The sequence below is a fragment of the Marisediminitalea alba genome (assembly GCF_002993365.1).
GTDB lineage: Bacteria > Pseudomonadota > Gammaproteobacteria > Enterobacterales > Alteromonadaceae > Alteromonas > Alteromonas alba.
Map to the genome: position 1 here is coordinate 1 of NZ_PVNP01000038.1, position 13,306 is coordinate 13,306.

Below are 13,306 nucleotides of genomic sequence, written 5' to 3' on the forward strand. Positions count from 1 at the left end.
ATACCATTCCATCTAGATTTGTGATCTAATTGCCACATTACATTCCTGAGTCCATTTAGTTTGAAATATACATCAGAGCAATTGCTCGCCCTTTCAAAATCTGAAAAAGATAGTCGGAAGCGTATACGCTTCTTAGCCCTTTCTCATTTTCTTGACGGCAAGAGCCGCACTTATATCGCTGAAATACTCAAAGTCAGTAGGACAAGTGTGAATCTGTGGGTATCCAATTACCTTACCAATGGCCTTGAAGGTCTGGAATCCAAAAAGGCAAAAGGTCGAACTTGCTACCTCACAGAACGGCAAAAGCAAACGCTCTGTTCATACATCGAAGAGCATAGCCAGGATAAACATGAAGGAGGTAGGCTTACCGGGGAAAGTATTTTAGCCTATATTGAGCAAACATTTGGCGTTACCTACCATCATAATGCAATCTATAAGCTGTTAAAATCGTTGGGGTTTAGTTGGATAACGAGTCGTTCTCGACATCCTAAACAACAAACAGGCGTCCAGGATGCATATAAAAAACTTCCTACTGGAAACGATCCTTAACACTCCGGGGCATCTCGCCTTGGATCGCATAGATGTTTGGTTCCAGGACGAAGCTCGTTTTGGCCAGCAAAACACGACAACGCGCATTTGGGCCCCAACGGGAAGTCGCCCACGAGTTGTGAAGCAACAGCAATTTGAATATGCACATTTGTTTGGCGCGGTATGTCCAGCTACTGGCGACACCGAAGCGTTCATTTCGCCCTATGTGAGCAAAGACATCATGCGTCAACACCTGATGCAAATCTCACAGAAAACAAAACCGGGGCGCCATGCCGTGGTGGTGATGGATGGTGCTGGTTGGCATACCGATGATATAGCCGATGACTTTGAAAACCTGACAATTATGAAACTGCCACCCTATTCTCCTGAACTGAATCCCATAGAGCAGGTGTGGAGTTGGATACGGCAACATCATTTAGCGAACAGATGCTTCCAGGGATACGAAGATATCGTTGATGCATGTACCACAGCTTGGAACGATTTCGTCGATGACACTAAGCGAATCATGAATATGTGTTCGAGAGACTGGGCATTACTGACCAAATATTAAGATGGAATGGTATAAGCGAATCATGAATATGTGTTCGAGAGACTGGGCATTACTGACCAAATATTAAGATGGAATGGTATAAGACTGGGTTTGAACCGTGAAGGCATTTATGATTTTTTCGCGTAACTTACGCTGCACCAGGCCCTGATAATGCGCCGAATTGGTAATCGACTCAAACACACCAACGGTATATTGTTCCATGTAGCGGGCGGTTTCTTTTTTCAGGATCTCCGTGCCCACTTTATCGAGGGTCATTTCAATACCAAAGTGAGAAAAGCGTTTTACCGGAAACTGAGCAAAGGCCGAGTTATCCGCCGGCGCGTCGGTTTGCGACGTTAAGCGTATAACTTCCTCTTTGATGACTTGTCTGGCCTGGGCATTCAGGCGCGACGAGAAACGGTTAAGACCCTCGAGCAGACGACCTTGCTGCTGATAAGGAATTAACGCGCGGATCACAGGTTGATGTTTTTTTATTATTTCCTGTTCTGTACTCATTTTTGTTAGTTTTTATGCAAGTACAATAGCTAAAAATTAACATAGCACAGTTGTTACGCAAAAAGCATGCACTTTTTACAGCGCCTTATAGGCCAGAGGCTGTGGGGCTTATAAGGAGTGTTGCAGACTGTCAGAGCGCCGAAACATCGGCATAAATGAGGTATTCCTCAATTAAATCCTCATTAATCCTGAAGATGTTACAAAACGGGATGGTAAGAGTACTGTCATCAAAACGGGTATAAGTCACTGTTCCCTGACATATTACCCCGGTTGGGGTTCGCCAGGTCTCAGCCACTGTGTGAGAAAGCGCTTTAACACTGTTGAAAAAGTCGTCGACCACGGCGGCAATGTTAGCCCGGTCAGTGACTATTGGTGCATTGCCAAAGCGAAAGGTGGCATGTTCTGCTAAAAAGCCTGCAAAGGTTTCGGTATCTTTATTATCAATAGCTTGAAACAGGTTTTTCACGGTGGGAGTCCTTGCAGGTAGCGCCGCTTGTATATCGCGAATGGTGTTAAAGCTAATGAAACCATGTTGTTGGACGCTTGACCAGTAAAAATTAGCGTGCCCGCCCAAGCTAGCAGCTCTTGATGGGAGCCTGTTCTATTTTTATCAGCCGGCCTTGTTTATCAAAGGCCAGGGCGACAAAAGTGCCCTCAACCAGGGCCGGATCTACTCGCTGCAGCGCCCGTAAATCATCAATTAACTCATGAGAAACAGTAATGGTCTGATTATCACAATCGGTAAACAACCAGTTTCCCTGATGGCTGGCCAGCATGGCCGGGCGCGAATAGAACACCTTTAATGTGGTTAACTGACGGGTAAATTCACGGGTATACAAAGTCAGTTTTTCGCGATAGTCGGGAAGGCTCGCCACGTCATCCTGATAGCCATGATATTCCACTTCCAGGGCAATGATATCATTGTCGGGCATTGGCTGGTTAATAAGCGGGGCGCCCTTAACCAGCAGTAACAGGCAGCCTACTGCAGCAGCCAGCGCCAGCCACTCCCGGCCGGGCAATCTGGCTTTAGCGCGTTCAAGGAAGTGCTGTTGATTACCGGGCTGTTGATTCAACACGGCCCGTTTTATCCGCCCGGGCGCCGGATAACGTTGCTTAGCAGTGTTGTATGCCTGTTGCAATGCGTCTTGACGGTCGGACTCGTTCATGATGTTTTCCAATGTTTTTTCAGGGTGTTGCGGGCATATCGCAGGCGCGTTTTTACCGTTTCAACCGGCACATCACAGATGCTGGCAATATCCTGCAAACTAAATCCTTCCTGCTGTAGCGAGAAGGCTTCCCGTTGGGTGAACGGGAGATGTTTAAGCAACTGATGAAAGTCGGTTTGGTTATCACTCACCGGCGCTACTGACCCCAGGGAATCCGGGTCGGTATCGGCCTGCCAGCGCTTACTCTGGCGAAACTCATCGATAAGCATCCGGTGGCCAATGGTAAACAGCCAGGCCTGAAAGCGCCCCTGACTTTGGTAGTCTTGTTTTGATTCCATTACTTTGAGCCAGACTTTCTGGGTGACATCTGCCGCGGTATTGGGATCGCTCATTACCAGCAGATAATAGTACAGGTTATTACAGTGCTGATCGTAGAGTGCGCTCAGGGCGGCGCTATCGCCCGTTTGCCGATAGCGCCTGAACAAAGTTTCGTTGCAGCTTGTGGCAGTTTCCGATTTCAGGAAAGTGCGTAGAAATCCGAGTTTAGCAATCCCCACAGGCGGTCCTTACTGCTCCAACTTGAAGGTCAGTACTACTTGTAACCCGGTTTGCCCCACAGGTACACCTTTTTCTACCTGGGGCTGATAACGCCATTTTGCCAGCGCCCGTTTGGCTTCCCGGTTAAAGATTCTTAGCGGCTCAGCATCCACTACGGTGATATTGGTTACCGTTCCCTGGGGCGTGAGGTCAAAGGTTAATTGCACCCAGCCTTCAATGCCTTGTCGGGCCGCATCGGCAGGATAGCTGGGGTTCACCCTGACTATCGGCCGTGCAGACGCATCACTTTGTTGGCCAAAGTCTGTATCAATGGCTATCTGATTGCCGGGTATGACTGGGTTTACGTTAACGCTAAGCTCATTGGGGCCAGGATCAGACTCAACCGGCTCTGGCAGCGAAGGGGGCTGCTCGAGCGTTTTTTCCATCGGCTTAACCGGTTGTCTGGTAATAGTTTCAGGCTCTTCCACGTGCAGTAAAAAATCATCAATTACCACCGGCTCTTCCACTTTTGGGGCTTCGCCGTGTTGCTCGATTAGTTTGGCCATCATTACAAACAAACCGAAAGTGACCAGCGCGGCCAGTAGCAGGTGACTCAATGGCCTGACATAATCACGGGTTGAAAAGGTTGGATTCGCAGTTAATTGCATAGTGTGTACTCCCTGGTTTTGGGTATAACGAATGGCGAGCACAAAAGGGGTGAATTAATTTACAAAAAATTAGCTCTACAAAATTTTACAATTTTGAACTTGCCGGGGGCAGTGTCGCAGGTGATGTTGGGGACTACAAAATTGGTCAGCGGGCAGCGCAAATTTGTGAAATGCACATTACGCCGCAACAGGAGGGAGCATGAATGATGATAACCAACCGCCGGAAGATTATTTTGGTTGCTTTGGAGACAACGCAGCGCAGGCATTAGCGTTATTAATGCCAATGGTTGATATCGCGTTAAAAGCCCATGAAACAGGCGACTATCAGGCATTTCGAAACGTGATGACAGACTCGCTGGCAGCCAGAATTACGCCTGAAGGGTTTCAAAACGCCTACGAAGCAATTGCTCCACAGCTTGGCCCGCTTATATCTAAACGGCTTGTTGCAGCGTTGAACCGGGCAGGCAGCCCACGGTTGCTGTTTGTGGCCCGATATTCTAATACCAGTGATGATATTTTGATAAATATCACATTTACTAACAACGCTGATACGCCACTCATCAACGAGATGTGGATAGAGTAGAGGACAGCCGGATTAACTTAATGCCTTTAACCGGTAACCATTACCGCGGATCGTGGCGATTTCGATGCCCGCAGCAGGCGGTAGTTTTTGGCGCAGGCGGCTGATATAAACATCCACAATATTAGTCAGCGGATCAGTGTTGCTTTGCCAGACCCGGCTTAAAATACGCTCCCGGGTGAGCACTTTATTTTGCGACTCAATAAAATAGCTCAGCAGGTTAAATTCAATATTGGTTAGAGTGAGTTCTTCAGCTTTACCGTCTTGGCTAATGCTGGCCAGTTTGGACTCCAGATCCAGTTGCAGGTTGGCAAAGCTCAGCTGGCGAGGCGCTTTAGCCGGTTGCGAGCGATGCCGTCTGCCCAGCGCATTAACCCTGGCCAACAGCTCGTCGAAATCGAAGGGTTTGCACAGGTAGTCGTCGGCGCCTTTGTCGAGCCCGGTGACCTTTTCGACAATATCATCGAGGGCCGACAGGAGTAACACCATAGGGCCATGGCTGAGCTGTTTCAGGGCGGGCAGTATCTCCACGCTATCGTCTTCGCCAAACATTCTGTCGAGCACCAGCAAATCAGGCTGCTCCCGCTTAGCTAAATCAACCAGGTTATGCAGTGCAGTTTCTTTGATGCATTCAAACCCTTCGGCAGTGAGTCCGCGATAAAGGAAATTGACCAGCGAGAGTTCATCATCAGCAATCAGAATTTTCATTATTCAACATCCATTGGCAGATAAATTTGAAACAGGGTGCCTTCGCCCTGGGTGGAATTAACCTGTATTTCCCCGCCATGCGCCTCAATAATGGCTTTGGCAATGGCGAGGCCAAGCCCAAGTCCTTCGGACTTGTGCTTAAAGCGCACAAAGCGTTCAAAAATATGGTTAATATCAGCAGGGGAGATCCCTTCACCAAAGTCTTTTATCTCAATGCAGGCACTGCTATCTACCTGCTTTAATGACACGTTAATAGGCGATTGCGGCGCTGAGTATTTACATGCGTTATCCAGCATAATAGCAACCACCTGTTTCAGGCGTTGCTGGTCAAATTTGAGCTGTAACGCTTCGGTGCTCCCGTCAATATCGAGAGTAAACTGGCGATCTTCGTGCAGACGCTGCCACTGGCTAACCTGATTTTGCAGGAAATCGCCTAGCGGCTGGCGCGAAGTGTCCAGTTTTAACTGACTTAGTTCGGCTCTGGCCAGCAACAGTAAGTCATCTACCAGTTCACTGAGGTTCACCGCCTGCAGCAATATTGAGTCCAGCGTTTCCCGGTAAACATCCTCTGAGGCCGAAGACTGGCGCAAAGTAACCTGGGCTTCGCCTCGGATTATGGTTAGAGGCGTTCTGAGTTCATGGGAGACATCAGCCAGAAACTGACGCCGACGGGAGTCAACCCTGGTAAGTTGTTCGTTGACCTGCTTGATTTCCCGGGTGCGCTGCTCTACCTCAAATTCCAGCTGCTTGCGAGAATGTTCGGCTTGCATTTCGTGGTCAGCCAGGCGCGAAGCCAGCAGGTTTAGCGACGATACCAGTTGGGAGAATTCGGTATCCAGGGTTTCTGGTAAGCGCTGGTGGTAATCGCCTGCTGCAATGGCTTTAGTGCCGTTGTTGATAATGGTTAGCGGCTGATAGAGCTGATTAAACAGCCAGTAACAGGCAAGGATAATACATGGCATGGCAAACAGCGCCACGCCCACAGCAAACCACACAATGGCAGTGTTAAGGGTTTCTATTTTGGCATTAATGGCTGAAACTACATTACCCTGCCGTACTACAGCGGCGTTAATTGCCTCACGAAATTCATTATCAATCTTTACCTCGAGCAAGGTTTGCAAGCGGTTCTGCTGGTCCAGCGGGGTGTTATTGTAAGTTGCTGTGATGGCCTTAAATTCGCTGATGATGGCGTCTATCAAGCCGGCCAATTCGTCGGTATCTTCAATGCTGCCGGCGGTCATCTTGCTGCCCAGAGCCTGCCTTTGTTGCAGTTCGAGACGGCGAATTTTGTCTAACGACTGAGCAATAAGCGCCTGTTTGTTGCGAATGATAGCCTGGTTGGCACTTTCTCCAAAAATCAGCTCGTCGGTGAGTTGTTTGAACATTCGATAGGAGATGCTGCTGAGTTTCTGATGTTCTGCCAGCAGTGTTTGTCCGGTATTACTTTGCTCCAGGTTAATTTGTGTCAGGTAGGCAGAAACAGCCGTACAGCATAGAGCAATCATCATGATCAGCCCTGAGGTGATCCCAAATAGATAGATTTTTCGCTTATACATGAACTTACTTCGCAACGCTTTAACATCCAATACGTAAAAATCCGAAAAAAGCGCAATTTTGAACTACGCTTTGTGAACGCAATGTAAATTTGTCGCGTATTACATACAGTTTGACTGAGCGCGGCTGGCTCCTTGCAGCGTTGAAGTGTTCGGTAAACGCCATCCTGAGGTAGACATATTTTATAGGTGGAGTGCAGCATGTTCTGGCAGCAGAAGACGAAAACCAACCAGGCTATTCAGGCCCTTGAGCAAAGTATCATTGCGGTAGTCAGTATCGACGAAAAAAACCGGGTGACCTTTTTTAATCAGGCGGCCGAAAAAATCTGGGGCTATGGTAAAAATGAAGTGATTGGTAAGAACGTGGCCATGCTGCTACCGCACGAATTGCGCGCAAATCATGATAATAACGTTAACCATCATCGCCAGACCGGTCAGGATAAGATTGTCGGCAGTTCCAGGGACGTGCAGTTACAACGCAAGGATGGCACTAAGCTCTGGGTACAGCTGTCGCTGTCTAAAATCGTGCTTAACGGGCACATCCATTACACCGCCTTTGTGCGGGATATTTCTCAGGAGCGCGATTCCAGGGAAACTATGGCGCAAACTCTGGAGCAGGCGTTGGATGCGGTAGTCTGCATCGATGAGCATAACTGCGTTACCTTATTTAATGCTGCGGCAGAGAAACTTTGGGGCTATGACCGTCAGGAAGTCCTCGGGCAAAACGTTAAGATGCTGGTTCCGCAAGCCATTCAGGCGAATCACGATAGTTATGTAAATGCCAATCGCGAAACTGGTAAGGATAAAATCGTCGGTACCAGCCGGGAAATAAAAATCGAACGTAAAGATGGTGAGGTGCTTTGGGGCCAGTTATCGTTGTCGAAAGTCAGGCTTGAAAACAAAACCCTGTATACCGCGTTTGTTAAAGATGTAACCCAGGAAGTACTTATGCGGGAAGAGCGTGAAATGCTCTCTATGGTTGCTAACGAAACCGATAACTCGGTTATTATTACCAATCCGGCCGGGCTGATTGTGTATGTGAATAAAGGTTTTGAAAGATTAACCGGGTATTCGCTGACAGAAATTAAACACAAGAAACCGGGGGATTTCCTGCAAGGGCCGGAAACCTCACCAGATACCATTGCCCGCATTCGTAAGAATCTGCACGATCGCACACCGTTTTATGATGAAATCCTTAATTATACCAAGAGTGGCGAGCCTTACTGGGTGTCGTTGTCTATCACGCCAATCCTGAACGAAAAAGGCGAGGTGAAGAACTACATTTCGGTACAGGCTAACATTACTGAAGTTAAACAGATGGCGCTCGATTTTACTCGTAAGATCAATGCTATCGACAATTCATTAGTGTTACTCGACATTGATAAAGACGGCCAGCTTAAAACGCCCAGTGATTTACTGGCCACAAAACTCGGCTCAAGTGCCACGCAGCAGGCTTTTGTGGATCATGTTTTACAGGAACTCACCGCAGAACATAAGGCTGAATTGCAGGAAAGCGGCAATATCAAATTGCAGATCAACTTTGGCCAGGGTGATTTTATGTTGTCACTGGATGCCGGTATTTGCGCGCTGAAAAACTTTAAGAATGAAATTACCCAGTACGTATTATTTGGCATTGATATTACTGCCCGCCGAATTGCCGTAAATCAAACCCAGGAATCTATGAAAGGCGTGCTGAATGTTAGTCAGACCATCAGCAACATCATCGGTACTATCAACGGCATTTCAGAACAAACAAATCTGTTGGCGCTTAATGCGGCCATTGAAGCGGCCCGGGCGGGTGACGTAGGCCGCGGCTTCGCGGTGGTGGCCGATGAAGTGAGAAGTCTGGCGTCGCACTCCAGGCAGGCCAGTGATGAGATTGATAAACTGGTAAAAGACACCGTAAGCCGAATAGACGATCTGGCGGTAATGCTGGGCAAAATCGACCAGTAAGTTAAGACGCCGTTGCACAGCTTTGATAATGCTGTGCAACGGCTGTTATTGCTGGCCAGCCAGCTCCCGGGCATCAAAATAAATGGCGTTGGCACCGTTTAGCTGCGGGCGGGCAAACAGGAAGCCCTGAAATTTACGCACACCTGCGTTGTTTAACCACAGCCATTCGTCGAAGGTTTCTACCCCCTCTACAATTAAGTGGCTGCCAGTGGCATTGGCAAATTCGAATACCGAATGCAATATCGCCTGACGCGGGCCGCTTTCGTGAATGCCATGAGTGATGGCGCGATCCAGCTTTATTTTATCCGGCATCAGGTCGGCCAGTAACGAGAGGCCGGCATAACCGGCGCCAAAATCATCAAGCGACAGCCGGATCCCTGCCGCACGAATATCTTCAATAACGGCAAAGAAGGCATCGTTTTCTTTTACCATTTCACTTTCGGTAATTTCCAGAATAAGCTGTTCAGGCCTCAAGCCGCCTTCTTTGAGATAGTGCAGCAATTGACTTACTACCCGTTCGTTTGTCGTTATTGCCCCAGGCAATAAATTAACCGATAAAGACTGGCCAGGCTGTAACAGTTTGGCCCCCTGGGCAATGGCAATGGCTTTGGATTTTAAGTCAAACTCATACCTTTGCTGCTCAGGCAGATCGGCCAGAATTAATTCAGGGTAACGGCCTACATTGTTACGCAGCAACGCTTCATAAGATGAAATGCCTCCAATCCGGGTATCTACGATGGGCTGAAAGGCAAACTGAATATCGCTGGAAGGGTAGGGGGTAAGGTCAATCTGGCTGGTGGCTATAGTACACTGAACCGTGGCGCGTTCGGCTGCAGAAACACAACTGCGCCAGCGCCCGGTGGCGAAGCTGTTAAGCAGTGAAAATACTCTGCTGTCGCGCCTTACAGTAAGATCTGAAGGAAGCCAGTAGCAATGGCTACCGGGCTTAAGAATTAACGTTCGCAGGTTCCACTTGCCGAAGTCGCGTTTAGCACAGGCGCTGTCGAGCACTTTTACAATATTGGTGTGGCGCGGGTCGGTTTTTATATGCTCAAACAGCCTGTGGATCACATCTCCTTCACCCTCAAGTACCTGAAAGAAAAACTCGCCATCAAACAGCAATAACCCGGTAACATCGTTAGCCTGATTAAAAGGCTTAGAGTCAGCGACAATTTTATCGATATCCGGTTCCGACATCTTTTGGGTTGCACGACTTCGGTACACCAGCTGTCTTAACATCCACGGCTCCCACTTAAAAGATTGCAGATTTACATTTTAAGTATAGACACCCTTAGGAATACGAAAAGCAATAAAACTCAGATTATTGATGCAGATTAATGGGCGCTGCGAGGGCTGCATTTATTTCAGGCATAGGCAGGCAGCCGGCTTTTAATGTTCTTTTAATCTTCCTTTCAAGCTTTATTCAGGCGTGATGAATATTCTTAATCATGAGCACCAAGCAGTGATTATTCAGCACTGGTTAGTTATCTGATTTCGGAAAAGAGAGTATTGTTATGCAAAAAATGAACTTGAAAGTGTTAGTGGTTCTTTCGTTCTCCTCGGCCGTGTTAACAGGTTGCGCTACCGCACAATCCCAGCAATTAAAAAGCAGTATGAATGAGCCTGCGGCAAATACTGCAGCAGCGTCGGTGGTGGATAATCGTTTGCTCTATTCGGATGCCTGTATTTCAGAGCGTGAAGTGGTAGAGGCGCAGAAACTCTGGGGTGACGGGATTGTAAGAATAGGGTCGGTCTATTCATCTGACGGCGACTATACAACTGCCGCAGCAGACTTTATTCAGGATATGTACGGCTACGACCTGAGCAGCGTGTTATTTAAACCGACACTGGCTGCGAAGGTACAGTTCAGATCGAGCTTTGATGCGGCATTATCGTATTTTGTGGGCGGTAACGAGGCTTACTCTGAAGATAAAGGATTTGCCATCAAACCGTACACCAAAGTGAAGTTTGATAACGTCGGGATTATTAATAACAGCTGCAGCATGGCAGTGGCCATGGGGAATTATTACTTTACCGACACCAACGGGGGCGAGACCAAAGTGGAATACACCTTTGCTTATGTTAAAGACAAATCAGGTAAGCTAAGAATTGTAGCTCATCAGTCATCGCTGCCTTATTCTCCGCTTTAAAACCTTTAATTACCCGTAACAAAAGGTAGCTCTGAGGAGCTACCTTTTACTGTGTTTAATATACTGTTCGATTACCAGCTTAACAAAGGCCTGGCAATCGGTTGCGGTGGACGGGTCGTAATGGCCATCGTTGGTCAGGTTATTGGAAAGGACCCGGATCCCCAGAAAAGGAATACCATAACTGTGTGCAACCTGTGCTGCTGAGGCGGTTTCCATTTCTTCGGTACTGGTACCAAATTTGGTGTGCAGCCAGGCGATACGGTCTAGCTCGTTGTTCCAGAAATTACCACTGGCGATAGTGCCTTCTACTACTTTGCCGCGCTTATACTGGCCTTTTACCGCATGGGCCGCCGCCAGTAACTCAGCATCGGCAACGTAGTACCGAATACGCTCTGCATCTTTGGCTGAGTCTCCCTCGCCGGCACTGCCTTCAGAGGCGAGGAGATCCATTGGTAACCACTCAAGTGGAGCAGATCCCTCACCTTTATCACGAAAAGGGGTTTTAAAATTACTCGCATTAACGCTGCGTTTACCTAAAACAATGTCGCCAACCTGTAAATCAGGATCGTGTCCGCCGGATGTGCCCTGATTGATAATAGCCCGGGGATGATAACGCTCAATGCCAACAGCGGTGGCGGCCGCAGTGTTTTCCAGGCCTTTACCAGTTTGCGCAACCACTACCGGATAGCCGTTGAAGGTACCAATATAAAACGTTGCCTGACCTGCCTTCTCAGTGCGGACATCGTTCAATAACGACGCGAAATATTGCGCTTCGATGGGCATTGGCCCCTGGATCATAACCGGCGGTAAAGCCTGCTGCGAGGTGCTTATCTCTACGCTTCGAAACGCTTCTCCATAGGTTACAAAACTGCTTAACGAACACGCCAGCAGCAGGAGACAGGTGTAGAGTTTTTTCATTATTGATACCTTGATGAGCTTAGAGGAACCATTTCCAGATAATAAAGACAATCAGAAAGCCAAACAAATAAACCAATCCGGCCCGGCTTAACCACAATACTACCGGGCCGCCTCTGAGTGATTCCGGGATATCATGACGATTAACCAGCCGGTAGTTAAGCCAGGCAAATACCGGCGTGGTCATAAAGGCCAGGGTCATGGCAAAGCCCAGCATGGCCAGCAGGGCAGACTGGAAGAATAACACCATGGCAAAGCTCGCCGCTGCCACCAGTAATAGCCAAACCGCAAACACACTATCAGACACATCCTGTTTGCCTTTGAGTAAGGTGTAGCATTCTGCCAGGGCCCGCGAATAGCCGTCATATACGGTAATCGCCGATCCAAAAATACATAAAAAGGCAACTACGGCAATCAGGTAACGGGACCACTCACCAATGGTGGATGCATATAAATCTACCAACTGGTGCGAAAAACCAATACCGCCGCTGGCCAGTTCCTGCCCGCTGCCATGTAATACCAGACTACCCAGCGCCAGGAACATCAAGGCCAGCAGTAATGTAACCAGGTAGCCGAGGTTAAAGTCGAATAAGGCCGATTGTGGTGTTACTTTAGCTTCGTGACACTGCTCTTTTAACCATAACGAGGTGATACCGGATATTTCAATCGGGGCGGGCATCCAGCCCATGGTCACCACCAGAAAACCGATTGCGGCCAGCGTCCAGGGCGAGGGGGATTCAAATTCGGCCGGCGCAACCGGGCCTTGTTGCCAGGCTATCACGGTGGCCGAAATAGTCGCGATAACCAGGGCAATCATAATCACCTTGGCCACCTGATTGAGCGCATGGTAATGGCCAGCCAGCAGGATAATCAGCGATACGATAAGTAATACAGCGGCCAGCCAGGGCAACGCCACATTAAACGGAATAAAGTAGCCCAGTAAGCTTGCTGAAAACAGCAATAAGGCAGCGGCATTCACAAAAGAAGAAATGCCGTTAAGCGCAAAACTCATGAGCAAATAGGGCTTGCCCATGGTGAGATAACCCTGTTGCAGGGTTTTATTGCTACTGATGGTATAGCTCACCCCGGCCCGGAAAAACGGGTATTTAAACAGGTTTACGGCCAGGATCAGCAATGCCAGTTGCCAGCCAAATTTAGCCCCGGCCTGAGTAGAGGCTACCAGGTGGCTGCCACCTATGGCCGCAGTAGCCATCAATACGCCCGGACCGAGTAATTTTATTAATTTTGCAAAGGATAAAGAGGCTTGGCTGTCAGCGCCTGACTGCATGGAGGGCACTTTGTTTTCCTGTTGGTTACTGGAGGATTAAATAATGGAACCAGTGTAAACTATTCTGCATCAGGGGTTGAGTGTAATTTAGCTACTTTATCGGTAGTTAGAGCGAAAATCTGCGTGAGCTATTCTAAAACTCACTAAAAGATTAGGATAGGTATTGCATAAAGTGTGTTTGTCAGAAAGATAAT

The 13,306-nt window shown here is 48.2% G+C and carries 14 protein-coding genes; 4 read left to right on the forward strand and 10 right to left on the reverse strand.

The genetic code is table 11. The features are described 5' to 3' along the window. Positions 1 to 81 precede the first annotated feature (81 nt). A protein-coding gene (locus C6Y40_RS04695; RefSeq protein WP_105932858.1) for an IS630 family transposase occupies positions 82 to 1,099 on the forward strand; the annotation gives its coding sequence in 2 pieces (ribosomal slippage) (positions 82 to 525 and positions 527 to 1,099; 1,017 coding nt in all). Positions 1,100 to 1,162: 63 nt separating this feature from the next. On the opposite strand, the gene C6Y40_RS04700 is transcribed toward C6Y40_RS04695, so the two are convergent. The 5 genes from C6Y40_RS04700 to C6Y40_RS04720 all read right to left on the reverse strand — a co-directional run bounded on the left by C6Y40_RS04700 (position 1,163) and on the right by C6Y40_RS04720 (position 3,965). Beyond that, positions 1,163 to 1,594 carry a hypothetical protein gene (locus tag C6Y40_RS04700; RefSeq protein WP_105933577.1) on the reverse strand — a complete coding sequence of 144 codons (432 nt, stop codon included), beginning with the start codon at positions 1,592 to 1,594 and terminating at the stop codon, positions 1,163 to 1,165. Positions 1,595 to 1,724: 130 nt separating this feature from the next. After that, on the reverse strand, positions 1,725 to 2,060 hold the full coding sequence (locus tag C6Y40_RS04705) for a nuclear transport factor 2 family protein (protein ID WP_170308410.1): 336 nt from the start codon (positions 2,058 to 2,060) through the stop codon (positions 1,725 to 1,727). A 109-nt stretch (positions 2,061 to 2,169) separates the two neighbouring features. Beyond that, entirely contained in the window at positions 2,170 to 2,760 is a 591-nt protein-coding gene (locus C6Y40_RS04710; protein WP_105933579.1) for a hypothetical protein, read from the reverse strand. Beyond that, positions 2,757 to 3,317, reverse strand: coding sequence for an RNA polymerase sigma factor (locus C6Y40_RS04715; protein WP_240621846.1), 561 nt, complete (start codon positions 3,315 to 3,317; stop codon positions 2,757 to 2,759). Before C6Y40_RS04715 ends, C6Y40_RS04710 begins: the two co-directional genes overlap by 4 nt. 9 nt (positions 3,318 to 3,326) lie before the next feature. Further along, complete coding sequence (locus C6Y40_RS04720) at positions 3,327 to 3,965, reverse strand: TonB family protein (RefSeq protein ID WP_240621847.1); 639 nt, start codon at positions 3,963 to 3,965, stop codon at positions 3,327 to 3,329. Between the two features lie 199 nt (positions 3,966 to 4,164). On the opposite strand from C6Y40_RS04720, the gene C6Y40_RS25120 reads away from it, so the two are divergent. After that, the gene (locus C6Y40_RS25120) at positions 4,165 to 4,548 is read left to right on the forward strand and encodes a hypothetical protein (RefSeq protein ID WP_105933580.1); all 384 of its coding nucleotides are present in this window, start codon (positions 4,165 to 4,167) and stop codon (positions 4,546 to 4,548) included. A gap of 12 nt (positions 4,549 to 4,560) precedes the next feature. Here C6Y40_RS25120 and C6Y40_RS04730 read toward each other — a convergent pair whose 3' ends face one another. Next, positions 4,561 to 5,253 (reverse strand): response regulator transcription factor, encoded by a 693-nt coding sequence (locus C6Y40_RS04730; protein ID WP_105933581.1) that lies wholly within the window; start codon positions 5,251 to 5,253, stop codon positions 4,561 to 4,563. Further along, a complete protein-coding gene (locus tag C6Y40_RS04735; RefSeq protein ID WP_105933582.1) occupies positions 5,253 to 6,809 on the reverse strand; it encodes a sensor histidine kinase in 1,557 nt (518 codons plus the stop codon). Before C6Y40_RS04735 ends, C6Y40_RS04730 begins: the two co-directional genes overlap by 1 nt. Positions 6,810 to 7,007: 198 nt before the next feature. Here C6Y40_RS04735 and C6Y40_RS04740 point away from each other — a divergent pair, with 198 nt between their 5' ends. Beyond that, positions 7,008 to 8,759 (forward strand): PAS domain S-box protein, encoded by a 1,752-nt coding sequence (locus C6Y40_RS04740; RefSeq protein WP_105933583.1) that lies wholly within the window; start codon positions 7,008 to 7,010, stop codon positions 8,757 to 8,759. 45 nt (positions 8,760 to 8,804) lie between these two features. On the opposite strand, the gene C6Y40_RS04745 is transcribed toward C6Y40_RS04740, so the two are convergent. Further along, positions 8,805 to 9,998 (reverse strand): diguanylate phosphodiesterase, encoded by a 1,194-nt coding sequence (locus tag C6Y40_RS04745; RefSeq protein ID WP_105933584.1) that lies wholly within the window; start codon positions 9,996 to 9,998, stop codon positions 8,805 to 8,807. A 275-nt stretch (positions 9,999 to 10,273) separates the two neighbouring features. Here C6Y40_RS04745 and C6Y40_RS04750 point away from each other — a divergent pair, with 275 nt between their 5' ends. Next, positions 10,274 to 10,909, forward strand: a complete 636-nt coding sequence (locus C6Y40_RS04750; protein WP_240621848.1) for a phosphoribosyl-AMP cyclohydrolase — start codon at positions 10,274 to 10,276, stop codon at positions 10,907 to 10,909. Positions 10,910 to 10,948: 39 nt separating this feature from the next. Here the strand turns inward: C6Y40_RS04750 and C6Y40_RS04755 are convergent, their stop codons facing one another. Together C6Y40_RS04755 and C6Y40_RS04760 are read right to left on the reverse strand one after the other, a co-directional pair. Then, complete coding sequence (locus tag C6Y40_RS04755; RefSeq protein WP_105933585.1) at positions 10,949 to 11,827, reverse strand: 5'-methylthioadenosine/S-adenosylhomocysteine nucleosidase; 879 nt, start codon at positions 11,825 to 11,827, stop codon at positions 10,949 to 10,951. Between the two features lie 19 nt (positions 11,828 to 11,846). Beyond that, a complete protein-coding gene (locus C6Y40_RS04760; RefSeq protein WP_105933586.1) occupies positions 11,847 to 13,112 on the reverse strand; it encodes an NRAMP family divalent metal transporter in 1,266 nt (421 codons plus the stop codon). Positions 13,113 to 13,306: the final 194 nt, after the last annotated feature.